The organism is Nocardioides potassii, assembly GCF_021648885.1.
Classification (GTDB): Bacteria; Actinomycetota; Actinomycetes; order Propionibacteriales; family Nocardioidaceae; genus Nocardioides; species Nocardioides potassii.
This window is the reverse complement of record NZ_JAKJHZ010000011.1, coordinates 85221-109517: the sequence shown is the minus strand read 5'-3', so window position 1 is coordinate 109517 and position 24297 is coordinate 85221. Positions and strand designations below refer to the sequence as shown.

The following is a 24297-nucleotide window of genomic DNA, read 5'->3' as shown; positions in this document are numbered from 1 at the left end:
CTCGGTCAACGGGGGCTCCTCACGCTGATGATGTGGGCGGGCTCGTACCCGGGGTCGAGGCGCACGTAGTTGTGCTGGTGCCAGCTCCAGTCGGCACCGGTGATCTCGTCGTGGGCGACGAAGGAGTCGTGCCAGCTCAGGCCGAGGGCCTCCATGTCGAGGTGGATCATCGTCTCGCGTGCTCCGTGGGGGTCGAGGTTGATGACGGTGATCACGACGTCGTCGCCCCCGCCCGGCAGGGCGGCCCGCTTGCTGAAGACCAGGACGTTGTCGTCGTCGCTCCAGTGGATCGTGATGTTGCGCAGCAGCTGCAGTGCGGGATGCTGACGGCGGATCTCGTTGAGCCGGGTGAGGTACGGCGCGAGCGTGGTGCCCTCCTCGTCGTGGCGGTCCCAGTCGCGGATGCGGACCTGGAACTTCTCGGAGTCGAGGTACTCCTCGGCGCCCGGCCGGATGGCGACGTGCTCGAAGAGCTCGTAGCCGGCGTAGACGCCCCAGCTCGGCGAGCCGGTCGCGGCGAGCGCCGCGCGCACCTTGAACGCCGCCGGGCCGCCGTACTGCAGGTAGGTCGGCAGGATGTCGGGGGTGTTCACGAAGAAGTTCGGCCGCATCAGGTGGTCGGACTGCGACGACACCTCGCGGAGGTAGTCCTCGATCTCGCGCTTGCTGTTGCGCCAGGTGAAGTAGGTGTAGCTCTGGTGGAAGCCGACCGCGCCGAGGCCGTGCATCATCGCCGGCCTGGTGAAGGCCTCCGACAGGAAGATCACCTCCGGGTTGGTGCGGCGCACCTCCGCCAGCAGCCACTCCCAGAACGCGACGGGCTTGGTGTGCGGGTTGTCGACGCGGAAGATCTTGATGCCGTGGGAGATCCACAGCCGCACGATCCGCAGCACCTCGCGGCAGATGCCGTTGGGGTCGTTGTCGAAGTTGATCGGGTAGATGTCCTGGTACTTCTTGGGCGGGTTCTCCGCGTAGGCGATGGTGCCGTCCGCGCGGGTGGTGAAGAACTGCGGGTGCGTGGTCACCCACGGGTGGTCGGGCGCCGCCTGGAGCGCGAGGTCGAGGGCGACCTCGAGGCCGAGCTCGGTGGCGCGGGCGACGAAGGCGTCGAAGTCCTCGAACGTGCCGAGCTCGGGGTGGATGGCGTCGTGGCCACCGTCCTTGCTGCCGATCGCCCACGGCGAGCCGGGGTCGTCGGGACCGGGCGTGAGGGTGTTGTTGGGCCCCTTGCGGTTGAGCTCGCCGATGGGGTGGATCGGCGGCAGGTAGAGCACGTCGAAGCCCATCTCGGCGACCCGGTCGAGGCGCTTGATCGCCGTCCTGAACGATCCGGAGGTGATCGTGCCGGTCTTCTCGTCGCGCGTCGCGCCCTCCGAGCGCGGGAAGAACTCGTACCAGCTGCCGAAGAGCGCGCGGTTGCGGTCGGCACGGAACCGGTAGGGGCCGCTCACGGTGGTGAGCTCGCGCAGCGGGTGCGCGAGGAGGACGGCCTCCAGCTCGGGGTCCTGCAGCGCGGCGAGTCGGGCGGCGGCGGGTCGCTCGGTGTCGGACGCAGCGGCGATGGCTCCCGCCACGAGAGCGGACGCCTGCTTGTCGAGCGGCTTCTCGCCGGCGGCCACGCGCTCCAGCAGCAGCCGCGCCTCGGTGAACATCAGCTCGACGTCGACGCCGGCGGGGATCTTGATGCCGCCGTCGTGCTGCCAGGTCGCGATCGGGTCGGACCAGGAGTGGATCTCGAAGGTCCACTCACCCTCGACGTCAGGGGTGACGTGGGCGACGTAGCGGTTGGGCTCCTCGCCCTCGGCGACCATGCGGACCGGGTCGCGTCGTACGCCCTTCGGGTCGATCGCCACCACCTCGGCCGCGAGCTGGTCGTGGCCCTCGCGGAAGACGGTGGCGCGCACCGGCAGGGGCTCTCCGACCGTGGCCTTCGCGGACAGCCGACCGAGGTCGACGACTGGTGAAACGTCCATCACGGGTATGCGTCCAACCATGGCCCCACACTTGCGAACCCGGTGGCCCTACGCAAGCCGACCGCGGCCGGTGCCACCCCTTGGGACGACTCCGGCCGCGGTCGGTCGATCGGCAGGCGGTGCGGTCAGCCGGTCCGCTCGACGGTGATCCGCCGCAGCCGCGTCCTCGACGACGCGAACGTGGACGGGTCGGTCGGCGCGAAGCGCACGCGGACCGTGTTGCGGCCCGGCTGCAGCCGCGACTTCCTCACCTTGATCCGGGCCGTGCCGTCCGCGGTCGCGACGGCGGTGTACTTCCTCTTGTTGACCCGGACCACGAACGTGCCGGCCTCCTTCTCGACCGCGGAGCGGACCGCCAGGAACAGCACCGGAGCAGGCTTCTGCGTGGTCTGGAAGGCCCGCTTGACGATCATCCGGATCTTCGTGCGGGCCGCACCGGTGGTCGTCGTCGTGCCGCTCCCCGTCCCTGTCCCCGTCCCGGCGCCGGTCCCGGTTCCGGTCCCGGTTCCGGTCCCTGAGCCCGCGCCGCTGCCGCCGCCCGTCGTGGGCTGCGTCGGCGTGGTCGCGGACTCACCGAAGACCTGGAGCTCGGAGGCGTGCACGATCGTGCCGCGGTCGGAGCCGGTCTTGCAGTCGGTGGCCACTGCCGTCGGCAGGCCACTGGCGGCGCTGGCGGTCTGGTCGCCGGCGTAGGCCTCCTGGCCGGTGCACTGGTTCTCCAGGGTCACCAGCCGTACGGCGGCCGCCTCGGTGTCCGGCACGTCGAACTCGCGCATGTTCAGCGTCGGCGCCACCGGGCGGGGGAGCCCGCTCGGGAACGCGTCGGCCGGCGAGGTGTAGAACCGCGTCCAGGTGGCGTCGGGCGAGTCGCAGCTCGCCGTGCACGCCTCGAGGGCGAACTGGCGCAGCGCGGTGAAGCGCGAGCCCGAGTCCGGGTCGTCCTGCGCAAGTGGGACGTCGGTCGCGGACGCGGGCGCCGGGGTGAGGTAGGCGCTCACCTGCACGCGCCGCACCGTCTGGACCCCACCGGCGAGGTCGACCGCGACGGACGGGTTCGACTCGTCGACCTGGGCCTCGGTCACGCCGCCCCAGTTGGTCTGCTCGGTGCCGTCGATGAGCGCCTCGGGGTTGAGCGAGCCGTCCGTCGACCCGATCACCGAGCCGCCGGCCGCGGCCGAGGCGAGGTTGACCACGTCGCCCAGCGTCTCCGTGCGGGCCTGGCCGTCCGGGAGGACGGTCATCGTCCAGCGCGTGAAACCGCGGTCGGGCGACACGGCGACCATGTCGTAGGTGCCGGGGGTGAAGCTCGCGCCGGCACCGAGGGGAGTGGTCGGGTCCGTGTCGGCGACCGGGCTGACCCGCGCCTCGTAGTCACCGACGTAGATCTTCGCCCTGCCGGTGGTCGCGAAGGTGATCGTCGAGTTCGGGCCCGTGGGGGTCGCGAAGCTCGGCGTCGGCTCGCTGTCGTCCGCGTCCACGACGGAAGCACCAGCCCCCATGCCGCGACGGGCGAACGCCGCCCACATGACGTCCTTGTCGGCGCCGCCGAACCGCATCTGGTCGGCGGCGATCATGGCGTCGCGGGCGTCGAGCATCGACGTGGCGCCCTGCTGCAGCAGGAAGGCGTCGAACATCAGCTGCACCCAGCGCCGGTTGCCCGGGCAGGCGTCGGCGGACCTGGGCGTCGCGGCCGCGGTGGCGTCCGCGCAGGCCAGCTGCAGTGCCGTGTCGTCGTACGGGAACTGGGCGTCGTACTTCTCGACGAGCGCCTGGCGGACCTCCCACATCGTGCCGTTCCAGATCTCGCCGTCGGCGTGGACCTCGGGACCGGTGGTGTCGAACCCGTAGTCGGAGTAGTTCAGCGGGTTCTGGTCGATGGAGTAGTCGCGGATGGCGGTGTCGGTGTTGCCGGTCGCGTAGGCACCGACTGCCCAGACGTTGCCGCCGTTGCTGTAGCCGTGCGCGAACTGGTACTCGCCCGCCACGAGGTCGCCCCACGACTCACCCATCGCCCCGCCCTGCTCGGACGTCAGGCCCTCGTCCGGCCCGCCGACCATGCGGTTGCTGATGGCGTGGGTGTACTCGTGGCCGACGATGCCCATGTCGAGCCCGCCGTCGGTGCAGGGTGCGTAGAAGGCACCCGCGATCGGCTCGAACAGGTACTGGTTGGTGATGCCGGGGACGCCGTCCTGGAGCGCGATCTGGTTCGCGTTGTCTCGGCCCTGGAAGGTGGGGCTGCCGCCGGTGACGGCGCCGGCCTGCGCGTTTCCGACCTCCTGGTCGCCACCCACGCCGCCGCGGCTGCCGTTGTCGAACTGGAGGTTGTAGTTCTCCTCGGTGAAGCCGAGGTAGTAGGAGAAGTCGTGCATCCGGTTGTGCGCGACGAACAGGTTGCCCACCGAGGCGTTGATGTCGTTTCCGCCGGGGGTGAGCTCGGCGACGTCGCACCTGCTGTTGTTCCAGGCGTCGGTGAACTCCTCGGTGTACTCGCGTGTCGGCGACACGGGGGCCTGGAACAGGCCGCCGGGCGTGAGCGGGCTGACCCACGCCTCGTGCGTGTTGGCGTTGTTGCCGACCGTGGTGAGGGTCGACAGCGGGCCGATCGTGTCCCACGGGCCGAAGGCGGCGACGTTGCGCAGCTCACCGGGCGGGGTCGTGCATCCTGCCTCGAGGCGCCAGCAGCCGATCACCGAGTTGGTCGGGACCTCGTCGGGGGAGTCGAGCGTCGGGTTGACGGTGAAGTAGCGCCAGCGCGGGTTCCCGGTGAGGTCGCCGGTGCCGGGGGCCGGAGTGTCGCTGGTGCTGACGGCGACGGCGTACTGGCCGAGGATCACCGCCCCGGGCTCGAACTCGCAGACCTGCACCGAGTACGTGCCGCCGGGGATGCTCGCGGCGCTGTAGGCCAGCGCCTCCGGGTTGGTGGCGGTGTCCGTCGAGGTCACCAGGGTGGAGCCGCGGAAGAGCTTGAGGACGAAGTCGTCGACCGGCGCGCCTGCGGCGATCGCCGTGATGGTCCTCGTGGCGTCGTCATCGAGGTCGAAGGGGTGCTGGGGACCGCAGCCGGTCGTCGGGTCGACCGCACCCTGGAAGAGGTCGTTGTAGACGAAGTTGTCGACCTTGTTGTGACGCGCGAGCACCTCACCGGTGACGCCGTCGACCAGGCTCGTGAACGCCAGCGACGCACCGCCGGCGACGTTGACCACGTTGGCCTCGAGGACAGGGCGGACGGTGCCGTCCGCCATCGGCAGCGCGCGCAGGCGGACCTGCTGCTCCTGGGCGAAGCCCGGCACGCTCAGGCGGGTCCACCCGCCGCTCACGGTCTTCACGACGTCGGCGACCTTCGCCGCGGGGATCCCCACCGACAGGTCGTCGGCCGCCTTCAACCAGCCCTGGAGGGGGGTCAGCATCGCGGCCGGCATCGTGCCCGTGGTGCGGGCCAGCGACGACGAGACATAGGCCACCTGGCCGTCGGCGACGCCGACCGTCACCAGTCCGCCGAGGGCCGGGGCGACGCCGTCGAAGTCCTGGCGGAAGAGCACGGCGCGGGCGGGGGAGTCTGCCAGCTTCTGCGAGCTGACGAGGACGAGGCCGTCGACCTGCGCCGCGGTCATGCCGAAGGCGGCGGCGTGGTCGCGCAGCCAGCCGCGTGCGGCCGCCGCGGGGTCGCCGGGCGCGGCACCGAGGCTGCCGTCGGCCGGCAGGAGCGAGGCGGGGGTGCCGAGGCTGTTCCACCGGGAGGTGAGCTCGCCGAGAGCCGCGACCGCCTGGCGCTGCGCGGGCGTCGGGAGCGCCGTCCCGCGGGTGTCGGTGTCGCGCGGACCTGCGACCGGGTCACCGGGGGTGCGGACGTCCTTCGGGGCCGGGCCGGGCGGGATCGCTGCGGTCCCCGAGGGGGACGGCTCGGCCGTGGCCGGCGTGGCGATCGTGGTGAAGGTCGAGATCGCGAGGAGCGACACGGCCGCGAGGGATGTGCGGCCGAAACGGGGGCGAGGGGTCATGCCGCGACAACTGCCGGGGAGGGGCGCAGGTTACTGACGGGTTGCGGTCGAGTGCTTGGATCGTTCCAAGAAATGCCCTAGCGTGCACGATCGTGCGTGCGTTCCGACGATTCACCGTCCGTCCTGTCCTGCCCGAGCCCTTGGGCGCCCTGTCCGTCCTCGCGGGCAACCTGCGCTGGTCGTGGCACCCGCCGACGCAGGACGTCTTCGAGGCCGTCGACCCCGAGCTGTGGCGTGAGGTCAAGCGCGACCCCGTCCGCTTCCTCGGCGCGGTCAGCCGTGAGCGCCTCGACGAGCTGGTCGAGGACGGCGAGTTCCGCAACCGGCTCGACGCCGCCCATGACGACCTCCAGCGCTACCTGTCGGAGGACCGCTGGTACGCCCGCAAGGCCGGTGCCGACGCGCCCCGCGCGATCGCGTACTTCTCCTCCGAGTACGGCATCACGTCGGTGCTGCCCCAGTACTCCGGGGGTCTCGGCATCCTCGCCGGCGACCACCTCAAGGCGTCCTCCGACCTCGGCATCCCGCTGGTCGGCATCGGGCTGTTCTACCGGCACGGCTACTTCAAGCAGGCGCTCGACCGCGACGGCTGGCAGCAGGAGAGCTACCCGGTGCTCGATCCGGACGAGCTGCCGCTGACGGTGCTCCGCGAGGCCGACGGGTCCCGCGCCACGATCTCCCTCGCGCTGCCCGACGGGCCCGACCTGGTCGCCCGTATCCTCGTCGCGCACGTCGGCCGGGTGCCGCTGCTGCTGCTCGACACCGACATCGAGGAGAACAGCGCCCACTACCGCGACGTCACCGACCGCCTCTACGGCGGCAACTCCGAGCACCGCCTGCGCCAGGAGCTGCTGCTCGGCGTCGGCGGCGTACGCGCGCTGCGGGTGTGGTCGCGCATCACGGGTGCCCCGGCCCCCGAGGTCTTCCACGCCAACGAGGGCCACGCCGGCTTCCTCGGCATCGAGCGGATCCGCGAGCTCACCGTCGACGAGCACGGCCCGCACCTCGACTTCGACACCGCGCTCGAGGTGTCGCGCGCCGGCACGGTCTTCACCACCCACACCCCGGTGCCCGCGGGCATCGACCGCTTCCCGCGCGAGCTGGTCTCGCAGTACTTCGGCGGCAACAGCCCGACCCCGGGCGTGCCGGTCGACCGGATCCTCGCGCTGGGCGCCGAGGACTACGAGGGCGGCGACGCCGGCGTGTTCAACATGGCCGTCATGGGCTTCCGCCTCGCGCAGCGCGCCAACGGCGTCTCGCAGCTCCACGGGCACGTGTCGCGCGGGATGTTCAACGGCCTCTGGCCGGCCTTCGACGAGGCCGAGGTGCCGATCACGTCCATCACCAACGGCGTGCACGGCCCGACGTGGATCGCCCGCGAGGTCATCGAGCTCGCCGCCAGCCGCGGCGCCGACATCGACGGCGACGACACCGACGCGCTGTGGCCGATGGTCGACCAGTTCGGCGACCGGGAGATCTGGGACCTCAAGCGCACGCTGCGCACCCGCTTCATCGAGGACGCGCGCGACCGGATGAAGAGGTCCGCGGCCAAGCGCGGCTTCGCGCCGGCCGAGACGACGTGGGTCGACACCGCCCTCGACCCCGACATCCTGACGATCGGCTTCGCGCGTCGCGTGCCGACGTACAAGCGCCTGACGCTGATGCTGCGCGACCCGGCCCGCCTCAAGAAGCTGTTGCTCGACCCCGAGCGCCCGGTCCAGCTCGTGATCGCCGGCAAGGCGCACCCGGCCGACGAGACGGGCAAGCGGCTCATCCAGGAGATGGTGCGCTTCGCCGACGACCCGGAGGTCCGGCACCGCATCGCGTTCCTGCCCAACTACGACATCGCGATGGCGCAGCCGCTCTACCCCGGCTGCGACGTGTGGCTCAACAACCCGCTGCGTCCCTACGAGGCCTGCGGCACCTCCGGCATGAAGGCCGCGCTCAACGGTGGTCTCAACCTGTCGATCCTCGACGGCTGGTGGGACGAGTGGCACGACGGCAACAACGGCTGGGCGATCCCGTCGGCCGACGGCATCGACGACCCCGATCGTCGTGACGACCTCGAGGCCAACGCGCTCTACGCCCTCATCGAGAACGAGGTCGCGCCGCGCTTCTACGAGCTCAACGACGAGGGCGTGCCGCCGCGCTGGCTCGAGATGGTGCGCCACACCCTCAAGTCGCTGGGCCCGAAGGTGCTGGCCACCCGCCAGGTCCGCGACTACGTCCGCGAGCTCTACGCCCCGGCGGCCCACACCGCGCGGTCGCTCAACAGCGACTACGCCGGCGCCCACGAGCTGTCGTCCTGGAAGCAGGAGGTCCGCGCCGCGTGGCCCGGCGTCCGCGTCGAGCACATCGACTCCGAGGGCGTCGGTGACCAGGCCGAGGTCGGCGCGACGCTCGCCGTCCGCGCCTGGGTGGCGCTGGGCTCGCTGTCGGCCGACGACGTCGAGGTCCAGGTCGTCCACGGGCGCATCGGCTCCGACGACGTGCTGACCGCGACGAGCGTCACGCCGATGACGGTGGCGGAGTCCTACGACGGCAACCGCCACCGCTTCGACGCCGCCGTGCCCCTCGCGACCTCCGGTCCCTTCGGCTACACGGTCCGCGTGGTCCCGCACAACGACGCCCTCGCCTCGGTCGCCGAGCTCGGGCTCGTGGCCGAGCCCGCCTGACTCTCACCGTCAGCGAGGGCCTGACGGGTCACTCGTCGCGGAGGGCAGCGTGCTGGTTGACGTTGCGTACGTCGTCGGCGTCGGGCGCGCGGTCGGGATCGGTGCTCGCCACGGTCTCATCGAGACGCGGAGCAGGCGGCAGCGTGCGGTAGTCAGGGTCTCCCATGCGTCGAGGGTAGACGTCTGGAACGGACGACCGCGTTGTCCGGCCCACGACCCCGCGATGTCCGCAATGGATTCTCTTGGTGGTTCGGGTGCTTGGCCTCCAACCGGTCAACGGACCGAACGCCCGCCGTGGCTTGCGCCTGAGCGCGAGTAGGGCGCGACCGTCGGCGTTCGGTCCGTCGATCTCCGCACCAGCGTCCCGACAGTGGACGATCGACCCCTCGCTCGCCTCAGCCCTCGCAGTCCGGACACACGCCTGTCACGGACTTCTGGACGAAATGGACGGGGCAGATCTCGCCCCGCGCCTTCCGCATGTCGGGAAGTCCGCGGTTCCAAGAACCTTGGTGAGCCACACGATCGAGCGCCTCGTTGAGCAGTGAGACTGTCAGCTCCCGAAAATCAGGATCGTCGAGACGAGCGGCCGGCACGCGCACGATGGCGTCGGTGTTCCGTGTGCCCGTGCCGAGGCCATGCTGCTCGCCGATGCGTCGTGCGCGTTCGGGGTCCAGGAACAGCGACAGCACCGACTTCGCGAACCTGCCGGCGGCATAGCCGTCAGGTTCGACGGCGAGCAGCAGCTGCGTGGTCCCGGTCGTTGGCGGCTCGACGGCGCGGGACGCAGCCACGTCCCGCACGAGGTCGATGATCCGCGCGTCCACTCCGCGCGACTCGAGCAGAGCCGTCCAACGTGCCGGGTCCATGTGCTCATCGTGGCACTGCCCGACGAGCTCAGCCGAGGATGAGCCAGAGGCCGACCGCGGTGGGGACCACGCCGAGGAGCAGCCAGGGGGACACCACGCGCTTGCCGTGGATGGCCAGCCCGGCGGCGACGGCGCCGGCGCCGAAGATGCCCGAGATCACGGCGAGGCCGATGCGCGAGCTGGTGGGGCCGTCGAGCATCACGGCCGCGACGAGGATGCCGACGACGAGGTGGATGATCGTCGTGACGGCGAGGACGGACATCACCCAGCGCTGGACGCGGGCGAGGTCGCGGGCGTCCTGCTCCGGGTCCTTGATGACCTGACGGGGCGCATTCATGTCGAGGAGGTGGCCGCGACCCTTCTCGGTGCGGCGTGCCGGAACGCTGCTGGCCATGGCTCCATTGTCCCACTCCGCTCGTCGTACGACGATTCGGTGCAGACTGCGCAAGTGCGATCAAGCCGGCGGGCCGAGGCGGCAGCAGGGTGGTGGACATGACGACAGCGGCCGACACCTTCGCGGCCTTCCTCGACACCCTGGCCGAGACCCTCGACCTCGGTGCCGACGAGCGTGCGCGGCGGCTCCACCTGTCCCGCTTCCACCTCGACCGTGTGGTGTCGGCGACCGGCGGTGAGCCACCGGAGCGGATGCGACGCCGGCTCCTGCTGGAGCGCGCGGCGTACCGCCTCGTGACCAGCGAGCAGCAGGTGGTCGACGTCGCGTTCGAGGCCGGCTACGGCTCGCACGAGGCGTTCACCCGGGCGTTCGTGCGGGAGTACGGGTCGGCTCCGAGCCACTGGCGTCAGCACCCCACCCGGACCCAGATCGAAGGTCCGAGCGGTGTGCACTTCCACCCGCCCGGCAGCCTGCGGCTGCCGACCACCCGAAAGGTGACCCCGATGGACCTGATGACGCGCATGGTCGAGCACCACACCTGGCTGATCGGCGAGATGATCGACCGGGCCGACCGGCTCACCGACGACCAGCTCGACGCCCCGATCGACATGCCGATCGGCACGATCGACGACGACATGACGATCCGCTCCGTGCTGGGCCGGCTCGTCGGCCAGCTCGCCCAGTGGAACGCCGCGACCTCGCAGCGCAGGTACGACTGGGACCAGGAGCGTGGCAAGTCGGTCAGCACCCTGCGGCGCGAGCTCGCCGAGGAGGGGTCGACGTTCCTCCGCCAGGTGCGCACCACGGTCGAGGAGGGGCGGCTCGACGACACCTTCGTCGACGTCACCTGCGACCCCCCGAGGGTGTTCACCTACGGCGGGATGGTCGCGCACGTGCTCACCTTCGGCGCCGTACGGCGACTCGTCGTGCTCGGCGCCTACGAGAAGCTCGGCATCACCGACCTCGCGGCCGGCGATCCGATCGAGTGGGTGGCGCAGACGGCGTAGGTCGGGCTCGGTCGGGCTAGGTCGGGCTAGGTCTCGCGCATCACCAGGACGGACCGCGCCTGGAGCAGCAGCTCGCTCCCGGCGACCACCGGGCTGCCGACCTCGATCTCGGCGTTGGTCGACAGGACCACCTCGCCGTGGTGCACCCACTGGTTGTCCGGCAGCGTGAGCTTGACGTCCTCGACGCCGGCGTTGAGCCAGATGACGAAGGACCTGTCGCGGACCTGCTCACCACGCGGACCGGGGTAGCGGAGCGGGCCGCCGTTGAGGAACATCCCGACCGTGCGGCACGAGTCGTCGTGCCAGTCGGCGGTGGACATCTCGCGGCCGTCGGGGTGCAGCCACACCAGGTCCTTGATGCCGCCCCTCATGGTGGGCCGGCCCTCGAACCAGTGCCGCTGGCGCAGGGCCGGGTGCTCGCGACGCAACCGGAGCGCGGTCTTGGTGATCTCGTAGACGTCGAGCCAGGCGTCGTCGGGTCGCCAGTCGATCCAGGACGTCTCGTTGTCCTGCACGTAGGCGTTGTTGTTGCCGCGCTGGGTACGGCCGCGCTCGTCGCCGGCGGTCAGCATCGGCACGCCGCTGGAGAAGCACAGCGTCGCCATCAGGTTCGCGGCCTGGCGGCGGCGCAGGGTGATGATCGCCTGGTCGTCGGTCTCGCCCTCGACGCCGTGGTTCCACGACCGGTTGTTGTCGGTGCCGTCGCGATTGTCCTCGCCGTTCGCGCCGTTGTGCTTGTGGTTGTAGGACACCAGGTCGCGCAGGGTGAACCCGTCGTGGGCGGTGACGAAGTTGACCGAGGCGTAGGGGGACCGACCGTCGTCGGCGTAGAGGTCGGCCGACCCGGCCAGCCGCGTCGCCACCGTGCGTACGCCGGCGGCGTGCCCGCGCCAGAAGTCGCGCATCGTGTCGCGGAACTGGTCGTTCCACTCGATCCACGGCGGTGGGAACTCGCCGACGCGGTAGCCGTCCATCGAGGCGTCCCACGGCTCCGCGACGAGCTTGACGTGCCGGAGCACCGGGTCCTGCCCGATGGCGGTGATCAGGTGGCTGCCCATGTCGACGACCTGGTTGGTCCGCGTCAGCGCGCTCATCAGGTCGAAGCGGAAGCCGTCGACGTGCATCTCGTTGACCCAGTAGCGCAGCGAGTCGAGGATCATCCGCAGGCTCTGGGTGTGGGTGGCGTCGACCGTGTTGCCGCAGCCGGTGACGTCCCAGTAGGTGTCGACCGGGGCCTCGACGTCGTCGAGCGTCCGCGTGGGCACCACGCGCTGGTAGTAGCCGAGGTCGTCGAGACCCCGGAAGCTCAGCGTCGGACCGAGCGGACCCGCCTCGGCGGTGTGGTTGTAGACGACGTCGAGGATGACCTCGAGCCCGGCCCGGTGGAAGGCCTTCACCATCTCCTTGAACTCGGTCACCTGCTGCCCGCGGTCGCCCGAGGAGCTGTAGGCGTTGTGGGGCGCGAAGAACCCCAGGGAGTTGTAGCCCCAGTAGTTCGACAGCCCCTTCTCCGCGAGCGCCGTCTCGGAGAAGAACTGGTGGACGGGCAGGAGCTCGACGGCCGTGACGCCCAGGTCCTTGAGGTAGTCGGTGACCGCGGGCGTGGCGAGCCCGGCGTACGTCCCGCGCAGGTGCTCCGGCACGCGGTCGTGCAGCGCGGTCATGCCCTTCACGTGCAGCTCGTAGATGACGGTGTCGCGCCAGCGGCGGCGCGGCGGGGTGTCGCCACCCCACTGGAACTCGTCGTGGACCACCACGCTGCGCGGCAGGTACGGCGCCGAGTCCAGGTCGCTCCTCGTCGCCGGCTCGGTGCGGACGTGGGCGAAGATCGCGTCGTCGACGACCAGCTCCCCCGAGACGGCCTTGCCGTAGGGGTCGAGCAGCAGCTTGGCCTCGTTGAACCGCAGCCCGGCCGCGGGGTCCCACGGACCGTCCGCGCGGTAGCCGTAGCAGCGGCCGGGATCGACGCCCGGGATCGCGCCGTGCCACACGCCGAGGGTCGAGACGGTGAGCTCGTGACGCTGCTCGGTCCCGTCGTCGTCGAACAGGCAGACCCACAGCCGTGTCGCGTTGGGCGCGTAGACCGCGAAGTTCGTCGACTCCCGCGACCAGGTCGCGCCGAGCGGGTAGTGCCGACCCGGCCACACGTCCCGTGTCTCGCCGTCGTGGTTCCAGACAGGCGTGGCGGTGTCGTGGGGCGGGGTCACCCGGGTCATTGTGGTCGACACCGGACCGCACGGCACAATGCGAGGCCCCGGCCGCGAGACGCGCGTCGGCACCCTGACCTGAGGAGGAACCGATGGAGTTCGTCTCGATCGACGTGACCGACGGCGTCGCCGTGCTGCGGCTCGACCGGCCCAAGATGAACGCCATCAGCGTGCAGGTGCAGGCCGACCTCCGCGAGGCGGCCGCCGAGCTGACGGAGCGCGACGACGTGCGCGCCGTGGTGGTGTGGGGCGGCGAGCGCGTCTTCGCAGCAGGCAACGACGTCAAGGAGATGGCCGAGGTCTCGTACGCCGAGATGGTGCGGATCGCCGACTCCGCCACCTCGGCGACGACCGCGATCGCGCGGATCCCCAAGCCCGTGATCGCCGCCGTCAACGGCTACGCGCTCGGCGGGGGCTGCGAGCTCGCGCTCGCCGCCGACCTCCGCTTCGCCGCCGAGGACGCGGTCCTGGGCCAGCCGGAGGTGCTGCTCGGGATCATCCCCGGCGCCGGCGGGACTCAGCGGCTGTCCCGGCTCGTCGGTACGTCGACCGCCAAGGACCTGATCTTCACCGGCCGGTTCGTCACGGCCGACGAGGCGCTCCGGATCGGTCTCGTCGACCGCGTCGTCGCTCCGGACGAGGTGCTGGAGGAGGCCGTGGCCTACGCCGCGCAGTTCCGCGGTGCGGCCGCCCTCGCGATCCGCGCCGCCAAGGAGTGCATCGACACGGGCATCGGCACCGACCTCCACACCGGCCTGGCGATCGAGCGCCAGCAGTTCGCCGCGATCTTCGCGACCGAGGACCGTACCCGCGGCATGACCTCGTTCGTTGAGAACGGACCGGGCAAGGCAACATTCGTGGGACGGTGACCAACACCGCGACATCCCCGACCCTGACCTCGACCCGAGCAACGACCGACGACGAACAGCTGAGGAGACCCACTGTGGTGACGACGATCCGGGCGCGACTGGCGCAGCTCATCTGGCTGCTGGCGGCGCTGGCCGCCCTCGTGCTGGCCGTGGGCGCGCTGCTCATCGCCCTCGACGCCAACCGCAGCAACTCGCTGGTCGACCTCGTGCTGCGCACGGCGGACTACATCGACCTCGACATCTTCTCACGCCGCGACGGGATCAAGCAGTTCACCGGTGACGGCGCGCAGGTCAAGAACGCGCTCTTCAACTGGGGGCTCGGCGCCATCGCCTACCTCATCGTCGGCCGGTTGCTCGACCGCATCATCAAGCCCTGAATCCCGCACCAGGTCGCGCCCGAACCTCTATCGTCGGGGCATGACGTCGTCCCCGGCACCCCGGTGGTCCAGCCGCGCCTCGGCCGCGGTCGCCGCCGGCTCCCTCGCGCTGGTCGCTCTGACGACCGTCCCGCCGACGGCGCAGGCGGAGAGCCCGCAGATCGACTACAGGTGCTCGGCGACGTCCTTGGCCGACTTCGTCATGCCGGTGGTCCTCGACACGAGCCTGCCGCAGCGGATGACCACCAACCAGGCCACGCAGGTGGTCCTCACCAGCACGGCCTACCTGCCCGGCAGCACCGCCGAGCAGATAGCGGACAAGGGCGGCGTGACCTTGGAGGCGTCGTTCGGCCAGCAGCTCACCCTCGGGGCTCTCGCGGCGACCGCGGCGACCAGCGTGCCCCGCACGACGATCCCGGCCCAGACACCTTCTCCACCGGTGAGGCTGGGGGCCGCCTCGGGTGCGTTCCCCTGGACCGCGCCGTCCTCGCCCGGGCCGGTCCAGGTCGCCGCCGGCGCCCTCACGGGCGAGCTGCGCTGGTTCGACGACGGTGGCGTGAAGCAGACCGCCAAGCTCGACTGCTCGGTTCCCAACGGCCAACCGCCCCTGGTCGACACGGTGTCGGTGGCCGCGTCCACGACCACGACCCTCGAGCTCGCCCGCACCACCGCCGCCTACGGCCAGGACGTCTCGGCGTCGGCGACCGTCACCGGCTCGGGCGGCGTCCCGAGCGGCGAGGTCTCCTTCACGGCCGGCAACTCCGTCACGCGCGTCAAGGTCGACAAGGCCGGTGTCGCCTCCCTCGTGCTGGCCGACCGCCCCGTCGGCACGTCCACCGTCACCGCGACGTTCGTCCCGAGCGACCCGCTCCTCTACGTCGCCAGCACGTCGGTCAGCAAGCTGCTCACGGTCAGCCAGGCCGAGACCGGGCTCAAGGTCGCGGTGACCGGCAAGCGCACCGGGAGCGCGACCCGGATCGCCGCCCGGGCCGCCGGTGCCTACGGCACCGTGGCGACCGGCAAGGTGAAGTTCACGCTCAAGCGCCTCGGCAAGGCCGGCCGGTGGGCCCGGGTGCGGACGCTCGCCGGAGGGTCGGCCCGCGTCGGCTTCGGGTCCCTCACGGTCGGTCGCTACAAGGTGGTCGTGAGGTACGCAGGAGACACCAGCCACCTGCCGACCAGGACGGCCAAGGGCTTCAGGGTGAAGCCGGGCTGATGAACCTCGCACCCGCCGTCGCCTCCCTCCTCGTCCTCGCGGGCGGTGGGTGGGCTGCGCCTGCACACGCCGCGCCGCCGTCCACCACGACGGTCACGTTGACCGCGACCACGTCGGCCTACGGCGACACGGTCCGGGCGACGGCCCAGGTCGACGCCGGCGGAGCCCTGGTGGACGGCGACATCTACTTCGTCCTCGACGGGACGTCGTACAAGACCAACGCGACGCCCAGCGGCAGCCAGACCTTCGTCCTGCCCACGACCGCAGCCGTCGGCGACCACTCCGTGAGCGCGAGGTTCGTGCCCCGGCTCCCCAACCAGTCGCCGAGCGAGTCGGCCCCCGCCACCTGGGTCGTGACCCGGGCCCGCACGCTCGTGCAGCTGCGCGTCACCGGTCGTGGGGCGCGCATCCCGACCGCGGTCGTCGTCGGTGCGCTGGGCGACTTCGGGACGGTCCCGACCGGTGCGGTCGGCGTGACCGTCCGCCACCTCGGCACGGGCAGGGTCGTGCGCCGCGAGAAGGCCCTCGACACGACCGGCGCGGCGACCGCCCGCCTCGGTGTCCTGCGCACGGGCCGCTACCGCGTGCGGGTCACCTACGCCGGCGACGCGCAGCACCTCGCTGCCAAGCGCTCCTCGACGTTCTCGGTGCGCCAGCGCTGATCCGAGGTCCCCGGACGCTGTGAGCCACTCCACCCGGAGCGGCATTCCGGTGCGGGGTGACTGGCTAGTAACCTCGAGCGCACATCCGAGTCCACAGGAGGGGCCGCGAGGCCACACCACCATGAACATTGTTGTCTGTGTGAAGTACGTGCCGGACGCCACGGCCGACCGCAAGTTCGAGGACGACAACACCGTCGACCGCGTCGGTGTCGACGGCCTGTTGTCCGAGCTGGACGAGTACGCCGTCGAGCAGGCGCTGCAGTTCCGTGAGAAGCGCGAGGGCGAGGAGATCACCGTCACCGCGCTCACCGTCGGCCCGGAGAAGGCCGTCGACGCGGTCCGCAAGGCGCTCCAGATGGGCGCCGACTCGGGGGTCCACGTCGTCGACGACGCGATCGCCGGATCCGACTACCTCGGCACGTCGCTCGTGCTCGCCAAGGCGGTCGAGAAGATCAAGGCCGACGCCGGCGCCGACCTCGTCGTGTGCGGCATGGCGTCCACCGACGCCTCCGGCTCGGTCGTCCCGGCGATGCTCGCCGAGCGCCTCGGGCTCCCGCAGGTCACGCTGGCCTCCGTCGTCGAGTCGCAGGGCGACCAGGTCCGGATCAAGCGCGACAACGAGGGCTCGACCGAGGTCATCGGTGCGACCCTCCCGATCGTGCTGAGCGTGACCGACCAGTCGGGCGAGGCCCGCTACCCGTCGTTCAAGGGCATCATGGCCGCCAAGAAGAAGCCGCTCGAGACCTGGTCGCTCACCGACCTCGGCCTCGACGCCGAGCAGGTCGGCCTCTCGGTGGCCTACACCCAGGTGGAGGACACCACCGCCCGCCCGCCGCGCACCGCCGGCGAGGTCGTCACCGACGAGGACGGATCCGGCGCCACCGCGCTGGTCGACTTCCTCGCGTCCAAGAAGTTCATCTGAGCAGGGCAGGAGCACACCCATGTCTGAAGTCCTGGTAGTCATCGACCACGCCGACGGCGAGGTCAAGAAGCCGACCTACGAGCTGCTCACGATCGCGCGCCGCCTCGGCGAGCCGTCGGCGGTGTTCTTCGGCTCGCCCGACAAGGGCGACGCGGTGGCCGAGAAGGTCAAGAAGTACGGCGCCGCGAAGGTCTACGTCGTCGACGACGCCCCGATCAAGGGCTTCCTCGTCGCGCCGAAGGCCGAGGCGCTCCAGCAGCTCGCCGAGCAGGCGAGCCCTGCTGCGATCCTGCTGCCGTCGACCTTCGAGAACAAGGAGGTCGCCGCCCGCCTGGCGATCAAGATCGGCTCCGGCCTGATCACCGACGCCGTCGACGTGTCCGAGGACGGGGTGACCACGCAGAGCGTCTTCGCCGGCAACTACACGGTGCAGGCCAAGGTCACCACCGGCACGCCGATCATCACCGTCAAGCCCAACTCGGCCGCGCCCGAGGAGGCCGAGGGTGCCGGCACCGTGGAGGCGTTCGCCGCGACGATCTCCGACGCGGCGAAGGGCGCGCAGGTCGTGGCGACGCAGCCGCGTCAGTCCACCGGTCGCCCCGAGCTGACCGAGGCCGCGATCGTGGTCTCGGGCGGTCGTGGCACCGGCGGGAACTTCGAGCCCGTCGAGGGCTTCGCCGACTCGATCGGCGCCGCCGTGGGTGCGTCGCGCGCCGCCGTGGACTCGGGCTGGATGCCGCACGCCTTCCAGGTCGGCCAGACCGGCAAGACGGTCTCGCCGCAGCTCTACGTCGCCAACGGCATCTCCGGTGCGATCCAGCACCGCGCCGGCATGCAGACGTCGAAGACGATCGTCGCGGTCAACAAGGACCCCGAGGCCCCGATCTTCGAGCTCGTCGACTTCGGCGTCGTGGGCGACCTCCACTCCGTCCTGCCCGCCGCCACGGAGAAGATCACCGAGCGCAAGGGCTGAGCCAGCCCGTACGACGAACGCCCTCGGCCTACGCGGCCGGGGGCGTTCGTCATGTGCGGGTCAGTAGCGGACGCGCCGAGCGGTCCACTCGCCGTCGCGCTGGACGATGCGCACCGTGTAGCCCTTCCAGCCGCTGAAGACGTCGACGCCGTACGGCAGCTCGTAGCTGTTCGAGCGCACCCGTCGGCAGGTGCGGGGGAAGGTGGGCAGGTCGGTCCGGGACAGGTGTACCCAGCCGTCGGCTGAGGAGTGCTGCAGCACCGTCGGCCACCCGCGGTGGCGGCCCGCCGAGGTGAGCAGCACCGCACCGTCGGTCCCGTCGGGAACGACGACGTCGCACCGGCCCGTCACCGGCAGCGGCAGCGTGACGACGCCGCGCTCCGCCGAGATGATCGCGGTGCCAGAACGACCCGGGACGGCGACGTAGCGTCCGTCGTCGGAGACGCCCTTGACGTGACGGCCCATCCGCAGCGCCTGCCACGTGACCCCGTCCGACGTCGTCAGCACCACCCGTCGGCCGTTGCACCGGAGCTCGGCCGCGACCACGGCCAGCTGCGTGGCGAACCAGTTGTCGCCCCACGCGCAGCGGCTCCCGCCCGCGTCGTACGCGAGGGTCGACGGTGCCCACGTCTGCGACGCCTCGTCGTAGGCCTGGACCCGCACGCGACGTCCCTGCTCCGAGCCGAGGGCCAGCAGCGGGAGGCCGGGCGCCGCGAAGAAGTCGACCTCGAGCCGACCGCCCTGCTCCAGCCCGGGCGCATCCGCGGGCGCGATCGCCGTGACCGCCCAGGGCGAGCTCGCGTCGGGACGGGAGATCACGGTGCGCTGCGCCCGATCCCAGAGGTCGCCCAGCCAGACGGTGTTCGCATCGACGTTGGCGAAGCCCACGTCGGAGCACGCGAACGAGCTGCGGACCTCCTGCCGGCTGGGCGTGGCGTCGCCCGTGCGGGTGAGCACGACGGTCGCGCAGAGGCCGCTGCCCGACGCGGTGCCGTAGAGGTAGGAGACCTGTGCGTCGTCGGTGATGGTCGCGGTCGCGGTGTACTCCTGGTTCGGCGTCGCCAGCCGGTGGCGCGTGAAGCCCTCGGGGCCGTAGGTGACGTAGCCCTCGTTCTCCGGCCAGACGCCGCGGGTGCCGCCGAGCGAGATGCCCGGCTCGTCGTACGCCTCGCCCTCGAGGGGGTACGACCTCCAGGTGACGCCGTCGGGCGACCACAGCGCCTGCGAGGAGGTCGGCGCCTGGTCCTCGTAGTAGCCGCCGCGGTCGCAGAGCGCGATCACGGCGACGGCGCCGTTGGCCGTGCGTGCGTCGACGCTGCCGCAGGAGAGATTCTTCCTCCGCACGACGTCGAGGCGAGGCCCCCAGGTGCTGGTCGCCGCGTCCCAGCGCCGCGAGAGCACGGCGCGGTGGTCTGGGGTCGCCCAGACCCGCAGCCGGTCGCCGTCGGCCATCGCCAGCTCGACGCCGCCCTCGATCGGCCGCGGCAGCTGGGCCGTGGGTGGAGCCGGTGCTGCGGGCTCGGCGCCGACGCTCGAGCCGGACAGGACAGCCGCTGCCGTCGCCAGAGCGACGATCACCCCCGTGATGCGAGACATGGGGCCACCCTAGGCCGGTGCCGCCCTACGCTGGCCGCATGAGCAGCGAGGAGTCGGTCCGCGAGGTCGCCGTCCGGGCGCGAGCGGCGAGCCACGACCTGGCGACCGCCACGCGGGCCACCAAGGATGTCGCCCTGCACGCGATGGCCGACGCGCTCCTCGCCTCGTCGGAGGTGATCCTGGCGGCCAACGCCGACGACGTCGCCCGCGCCGAGGAGGGCGGGACGCCTGCCAACATCGTCGACCGGCTGCGGCTCGACGACGACCGGCTCGCCGCGATGGCGCAGGGGCTCCGCGACGTCGCCGGCCTGCCCGACCCGGTGGGGGAGGTGCTGCGCGGCAGCACGCTCGCCAACGGCCTCGAGCTGCGCCAGGTGCGGGTGCCGTTCGGCGTGGTCGGGATGATCTACGAGGCGCGGCCCAACGTCACCGCTGACGCCGCGGGCATCTGCCTCAAGGCCGGGAACGCGGTGCTCCTGCGCGGCTCGTCGAGCGCGCGGTCGAGCAACGCGGCCATCGTCGAGGCGATGCGCGGCGCGCTGGCCGGCAGCGGCCTGCCGGAGGACGTCGTACAGCTGGTGCCGGGGGACACCCACGACAGCGTCAAGGCACTGATGCGGGCGCGCGGGCTGGTCGACGTGCTGATCCCGCGCGGAGGGGCCGGGCTGATCCGCAGCGTCGTCGAGGAGTCGACCGTGCCGGTGATCGAGACGGGCGTCGGCAACTGCCACGTCTACGTCGACGCGTCCGCCGACCTCGACCAGGCGCTCGCGATCGTGATGAACGCCAAGACCCAGCGCACGAGCGTGTGCAACGCCGCCGAGTCGCTGCTGGTCCACCGCGACGTCGCCGACGAGTTCCTGCCGAGGGTCGTCGCCGCGCTCCAGGAGGCCGGGGTGCTCGTGCACGGCGACCCCGCCTTCGCGGCGTACGACGACGTGGTGCCGGCGACCGACGAGGACCACGCCGCCGAGTTCCTCGCGATGGAGATCTCGGCGGCCGTGGTGGACGACGTCGAGGGCGCGATCGAGCACATCCGGCGGTTCTCCTCCGGCCACACCGAGGCGATCCTCGCGCGCGACCAGGGCACCATCCGTCGCTTCGTCGCGGCCGTCGACTCCGCCGCCGTGGTGGTCAACGCCTCGACCCGGTTCACCGACGGCGGGGAGTTCGGCTTCGGCGCCGAGATCGGCATCTCGACCCAGAAGCTGCACGCCCGCGGGCCCATGGGACTGCCGGAGATGACGTCGAGCAAGTACGTCGTCGTCGGTGACGGGCACGTGCGGTGAGGCGGGCGGACCGCAGGCGATAGGATCGCGGGCATGCTGAGCACCGCCATCACGCTGGCCGCCGAGTCCTCCGAGCACGGCGACCCCGTCGTCCACCCCTACGTGATCGGCGCGATCGCGCTCGGCCTCCTGCTGGTGCTGCTCGCTGCAGTCGTCTCCTTCGGTGGCGGACGCGAGCACAGCTGATCCCGTGGTGCGTCGCGTCGGGGTGATGGGCGGCACGTTCGACCCCATCCACCACGGCCACCTCGTGGCCGCCTCCGAGGTCCAGGCGTGGTTCGACCTCGACGAGGTGCTCTTCGTCCCCACCGGCGACCCGTGGCAGAAGAGCGACCGCGACGTCACCGAGGCCGAGCACCGCTACCTGATGACGGTGGTGGCGACCGCGGCCAACCCGCGCTTCAACGTCTCCCGCGTCGACATCGACCGCACGGGCAAGACCTACACGATCGACACGCTGCGCGACCTCAAGGCCGAGATGCCCGACGCGGAGCTGTTCTTCATCACCGGCGCCGACGCCCTCGCCGACATCTTCACCTGGCGCGACGCCGACGAGCTCTTCGAGCTCGCCAACTTCGTCGGCTGCACGCGTCCCGGCTACACGATGGACCGCGAGGCGCTGGCCAAGATCCCGTCCGACCGGGTCACGATGGTCGAGATCCCCGCCCTGGCGATCTCCTCGACCGACTGCCGCGCGCGCAAGCGCCGCGGCGAGCCCGTCTGGTACCTCGTGCCTGACGGCGTCGTGCAGTACATCGCCAAGCACGACCTCTACGCCTCCACCACCGATCCCAGCAAGGACACTGCATGACTGCCACCGAGCACGCCGTCGAGCTCGTCGAGGTCGCGGCCCAGGCCGCCCACGACAAGAAGGCCGACCAGGTGCTGGCCTTCGATGTCAGCGAGCAGATCGCGATCACCGACGCGTTCGTGCTCGCCAGCGCCACCAACGAGCGCGCCGTGGGCGCGATCGTCGACGAGATCGAGGAGAAGCTCCGCGAGGCCGGCGCCAAGCCGATCCGCCGCGAGGGACACAAGGAGGGTCGCTGGGTGCTGCTCGACTACGGCGAGATCGTCGTGCACGTGCAGCACGAGGAGGAGCGACTGTTCTACGCCCTCGAGCGGCTCTGGAGCGACTGCCCGGTCATCCCGCTGACCCTCACGTGAGGCGCCTGGTCCTCCTGCGCCACGGGCGCACCGAGTGGAACGACACCGGACGGGCGCAGGGGCACGCCGACGTGCCGCTCGACGACGTCGGGCTCGCCCAGGCCACGGAGGTCGCGCCACACCTGGCGGCCCTCCGACCGGTGGCCGTGTGGACCTCGGACCTCCTCCGTGCGGCGCAGACGGCCGACGCCGTCGCGGCCGAGTGCGGACTGGCGGCGACCCGGGACGAGCGGATCCGCGAGTTCGACATCGGACCGAACCGCGTCGGCCTGACCTCGGAGGAGTACGCCGAGCGGTTTCCCGACGAGCACGCCGCCCTCGTGGCCGGCGAGATCGAGACGATCCCGGGCCGCGAGACCCGCGAGGACGTGCTGGCGCGCTTCGTGCCCGCCCTGACGTCGTACGTCGACGCGCTGGGGGAGGGCGAGACGGCGCTCGTCGTCTCCCACGGAGCCGCCCTCCGCGTCGCCGTACCGGCCTTCCTCGGCTGGGAGGGCGACCCCGGCGAGTCGCTCGGCGTGCTCGCCAACTGCGGCTGGGTGGTGCTCGAGCACTCCGCCTCGACGTGGACCGGCGGCGTCGAGCAGTGGCGCCTCATGGCGTGGAACCGGATCGCCTGACCCCGATTTCACCTGCACCGATCCGGTCGGCTAGTGTTCTCGGCTGTTGGGGCTGTGGCGCAGCTGGTAGCGCATCTGCATGGCATGCAGAGGGTCAGGGGTTCGAGTCCCCTCAGCTCCACCAACGAGAGGCCCGGTCGAGAGACCGGGCCTCTTCTCGTTCCGGCCACAGGAGATCTTCCGGTCCAGAGCACCCCTAGCAGGCGAATCGGCGTTGGGCGAGGGCCGGTGGCACCATGTGCTCATGACCGCGATCGACAGCACCCCCCGCACCACCCTCGAGGGCACCGAGGCCCACATCGAGGCCACCGAGAAGTACGCCGCGCACAACTACCACCCCCTCCCGGTGGTGCTGGCGCGTGGCGAGGGTGCGTGGGTCATCGACGTCGACGGCAAGCGCTACCTCGACTGCCTCGCGGGCTACTCGGCGCTCAACTTCGGCCACACCAACGAGCGCCTCGTCGCGGTCGCGCGCGAGCAGCTCGGCAAGCTCACGCTGACCAGCCGCGCGTTCTTCAACGACCAGCTCAGCGGCTTCGCGGAGGCCCTGACCCGCCTCACCGGCAAGGACATGATCCTGCCGATGAACTCCGGCGCCGAGGCCGTCGAGACGGCCATCAAGGTCAGCCGCAAGTGGGGCTACGAGGTCAAGGGCGTGCCGGCCGGACAGGCCACGATCATCACGATGGAGGGCAACTTCCACGGTCGCACCACGACCATCGTCAGCTTCTCCGACGACGACGTCGCCACCTCGGGCTACGCGCCGTTCACGACCGGCTTCCGCAGCGTGAAGTACGGCGACGTCGAGGCCATCGCCTCGGCCATCGACGAGACGACCGTCGCGGTCCTCTTCGAGCCGATCCAGGGCGAGGGCGGCGTGGTCATGCCGCCCGCGGGGTTCCTCAAGGACCTCCGCGAGCTCTGCACCGAGCGCAACGTGCTGATGGTCGCCGACGAGATCCAGTCGGGTCTCGCGCGCTCCGGGAAGACGTTCGCCTGCGACCACGAGGACGTCGTCCCCGACATCTACATCATGGGCAAGGCGCTCGGCGGCGGCATCTACCCGGTCTCGGCGATCGCGGCCGACCACGAGGTCATGGACGTGATCACGCCCGGCTCGCACGGCTCCACCTTCGGCGGCAACCCCCTCGCCGCTGCGATCGGCACCGAGGTCGTCGCGATGCTCGAGGAGGGCACCTTCCAGGCCCGCTCGGCCGAGATCGGCCGCCAGCTCGAGGCCGGATTCGCGCCGCTGGTCGGCAAGGGCCTGTCCGACGTACGCGTCCGCGGTGCCTGGGCCGGCATCGACATCGACCCGACCTTGATGTCGGGCCGCCAGATGTCCGAGGCGCTGATGGCGCGCGGCATCCTCGCGAAGGACACCCACGGCTCGACCGTCCGCTTCGCCCCGCCGCTCGTCGCCAGCGACGACGACGTCGCCGGCCTGGTCGCCGCCGTCACCGAGATCCTCACCGGCAGCTGACCT

General features: G+C 71.3%; 21 protein-coding genes and 1 tRNA gene. 15 read left to right on the top strand and 7 right to left on the bottom strand.

The window, feature by feature from the left end:
• Positions 1-5: 5 nt before the first annotated feature.
• Both L2K70_RS18825 and L2K70_RS18820 read right to left on the bottom strand, forming a co-directional pair.
• Positions 6-1973 (bottom strand): alpha-1,4-glucan--maltose-1-phosphate maltosyltransferase, encoded by a 1968-nt coding sequence (locus L2K70_RS18825; protein ID WP_236404833.1) that lies wholly within the window; start codon positions 1971-1973, stop codon positions 6-8.
• A 125-nt stretch (positions 1974-2098) separates the two neighbouring features.
• Positions 2099-5971, bottom strand: a complete 3873-nt coding sequence (locus L2K70_RS18820; RefSeq protein WP_236404832.1) for a M36 family metallopeptidase — start codon at positions 5969-5971, stop codon at positions 2099-2101.
• A gap of 92 nt (positions 5972-6063) precedes the next feature.
• Here L2K70_RS18820 and glgP point away from each other — a divergent pair, with 92 nt between their 5' ends.
• Positions 6064-8646 carry an alpha-glucan family phosphorylase gene (gene glgP / locus L2K70_RS18815; protein ID WP_236404831.1) on the top strand — a complete coding sequence of 861 codons (2583 nt, stop codon included), beginning with the start codon at positions 6064-6066 and terminating at the stop codon, positions 8644-8646.
• A gap of 28 nt (positions 8647-8674) precedes the next feature.
• On the opposite strand, the gene L2K70_RS18810 is transcribed toward glgP, so the two are convergent.
• From L2K70_RS18810 to L2K70_RS18800, 3 genes are all read right to left on the bottom strand, one after another.
• Positions 8675-8812: a hypothetical protein gene (locus L2K70_RS18810; RefSeq protein ID WP_236404830.1), complete on the bottom strand. Its 138-nt coding sequence runs from the start codon at positions 8810-8812 to the stop codon at positions 8675-8677.
• 229 nt (positions 8813-9041) lie between these two features.
• Entirely contained in the window at positions 9042-9512 is a 471-nt protein-coding gene (locus L2K70_RS18805; protein ID WP_236404829.1) for a hypothetical protein, read from the bottom strand.
• Positions 9513-9540: 28 nt separating this feature from the next.
• Complete coding sequence (locus L2K70_RS18800) at positions 9541-9906, bottom strand: hypothetical protein (RefSeq protein ID WP_236404828.1); 366 nt, start codon at positions 9904-9906, stop codon at positions 9541-9543.
• Positions 9907-10004: 98 nt separating this feature from the next.
• Between L2K70_RS18800 and L2K70_RS18795 the strand changes: the two genes are divergently transcribed.
• Positions 10005-10913: a helix-turn-helix domain-containing protein gene (locus L2K70_RS18795; RefSeq protein ID WP_236404827.1), complete on the top strand. Its 909-nt coding sequence runs from the start codon at positions 10005-10007 to the stop codon at positions 10911-10913.
• A gap of 26 nt (positions 10914-10939) precedes the next feature.
• Here the strand turns inward: L2K70_RS18795 and glgX are convergent, their stop codons facing one another.
• Complete coding sequence (gene glgX, locus L2K70_RS18790; protein ID WP_236404826.1) at positions 10940-13120, bottom strand: glycogen debranching protein GlgX; 2181 nt, start codon at positions 13118-13120, stop codon at positions 10940-10942.
• Between the two features lie 92 nt (positions 13121-13212).
• Here glgX and L2K70_RS18785 point away from each other — a divergent pair, with 92 nt between their 5' ends.
• The 6 genes from L2K70_RS18785 (at position 13213) to L2K70_RS18760 (ending at position 18139) form a co-directional block, all read left to right on the top strand.
• On the top strand, positions 13213-13989 hold the full coding sequence (locus tag L2K70_RS18785; protein WP_236404825.1) for an enoyl-CoA hydratase/isomerase family protein: 777 nt from the start codon (positions 13213-13215) through the stop codon (positions 13987-13989).
• A 74-nt stretch (positions 13990-14063) separates the two neighbouring features.
• Complete coding sequence (locus L2K70_RS18780; protein ID WP_236404824.1) at positions 14064-14366, top strand: hypothetical protein; 303 nt, start codon at positions 14064-14066, stop codon at positions 14364-14366.
• Positions 14367-14406: 40 nt separating this feature from the next.
• Positions 14407-15582 carry an Ig-like domain-containing protein gene (locus tag L2K70_RS18775; RefSeq protein WP_236404823.1) on the top strand — a complete coding sequence of 392 codons (1176 nt, stop codon included), beginning with the start codon at positions 14407-14409 and terminating at the stop codon, positions 15580-15582.
• On the top strand, positions 15582-16244 hold the full coding sequence (locus L2K70_RS18770; RefSeq protein ID WP_236404822.1) for an Ig-like domain-containing protein: 663 nt from the start codon (positions 15582-15584) through the stop codon (positions 16242-16244). The genes L2K70_RS18775 and L2K70_RS18770 overlap by 1 nt, the downstream gene beginning before the upstream one ends.
• Positions 16245-16383: 139 nt before the next feature.
• The gene (locus tag L2K70_RS18765; RefSeq protein ID WP_236404820.1) at positions 16384-17166 is read left to right on the top strand and encodes an electron transfer flavoprotein subunit beta/FixA family protein; all 783 of its coding nucleotides are present in this window, start codon (positions 16384-16386) and stop codon (positions 17164-17166) included.
• A gap of 19 nt (positions 17167-17185) precedes the next feature.
• Complete coding sequence (locus tag L2K70_RS18760) at positions 17186-18139, top strand: electron transfer flavoprotein subunit alpha/FixB family protein (protein WP_236404818.1); 954 nt, start codon at positions 17186-17188, stop codon at positions 18137-18139.
• 60 nt (positions 18140-18199) lie between these two features.
• On the opposite strand, the gene L2K70_RS18755 is transcribed toward L2K70_RS18760, so the two are convergent.
• On the bottom strand, positions 18200-19735 hold the full coding sequence (locus L2K70_RS18755; protein ID WP_236404817.1) for a hypothetical protein: 1536 nt from the start codon (positions 19733-19735) through the stop codon (positions 18200-18202).
• Between the two features lie 38 nt (positions 19736-19773).
• Between L2K70_RS18755 and L2K70_RS18750 the strand changes: the two genes are divergently transcribed.
• The 7 genes from L2K70_RS18750 (at position 19774) to rocD (ending at position 24294) form a co-directional block, all read left to right on the top strand.
• Complete coding sequence (locus L2K70_RS18750; RefSeq protein ID WP_236404816.1) at positions 19774-21024, top strand: glutamate-5-semialdehyde dehydrogenase; 1251 nt, start codon at positions 19774-19776, stop codon at positions 21022-21024.
• Between the two features lie 33 nt (positions 21025-21057).
• Positions 21058-21210 (top strand): hypothetical protein, encoded by a 153-nt coding sequence (locus L2K70_RS18745; RefSeq protein WP_236404815.1) that lies wholly within the window; start codon positions 21058-21060, stop codon positions 21208-21210.
• 4 nt (positions 21211-21214) lie between these two features.
• Entirely contained in the window at positions 21215-21835 is a 621-nt protein-coding gene (gene nadD, locus L2K70_RS18740; protein WP_308195851.1) for a nicotinate-nucleotide adenylyltransferase, read from the top strand.
• On the top strand, positions 21832-22191 hold the full coding sequence (gene rsfS / locus L2K70_RS18735; RefSeq protein ID WP_236404814.1) for a ribosome silencing factor: 360 nt from the start codon (positions 21832-21834) through the stop codon (positions 22189-22191). Before nadD ends, rsfS begins: the two co-directional genes overlap by 4 nt.
• Positions 22188-22811 carry a histidine phosphatase family protein gene (locus L2K70_RS18730; RefSeq protein WP_236404813.1) on the top strand — a complete coding sequence of 208 codons (624 nt, stop codon included), beginning with the start codon at positions 22188-22190 and terminating at the stop codon, positions 22809-22811. Before rsfS ends, L2K70_RS18730 begins: the two co-directional genes overlap by 4 nt.
• Positions 22812-22859: 48 nt before the next feature.
• Positions 22860-22935: transfer RNA gene (locus tag L2K70_RS18725), tRNA-Ala, on the top strand.
• 120 nt (positions 22936-23055) lie between these two features.
• Entirely contained in the window at positions 23056-24294 is a 1239-nt protein-coding gene (gene rocD, locus L2K70_RS18720; protein ID WP_236404811.1) for an ornithine--oxo-acid transaminase, read from the top strand.
• Positions 24295-24297 lie beyond the last annotated feature (3 nt).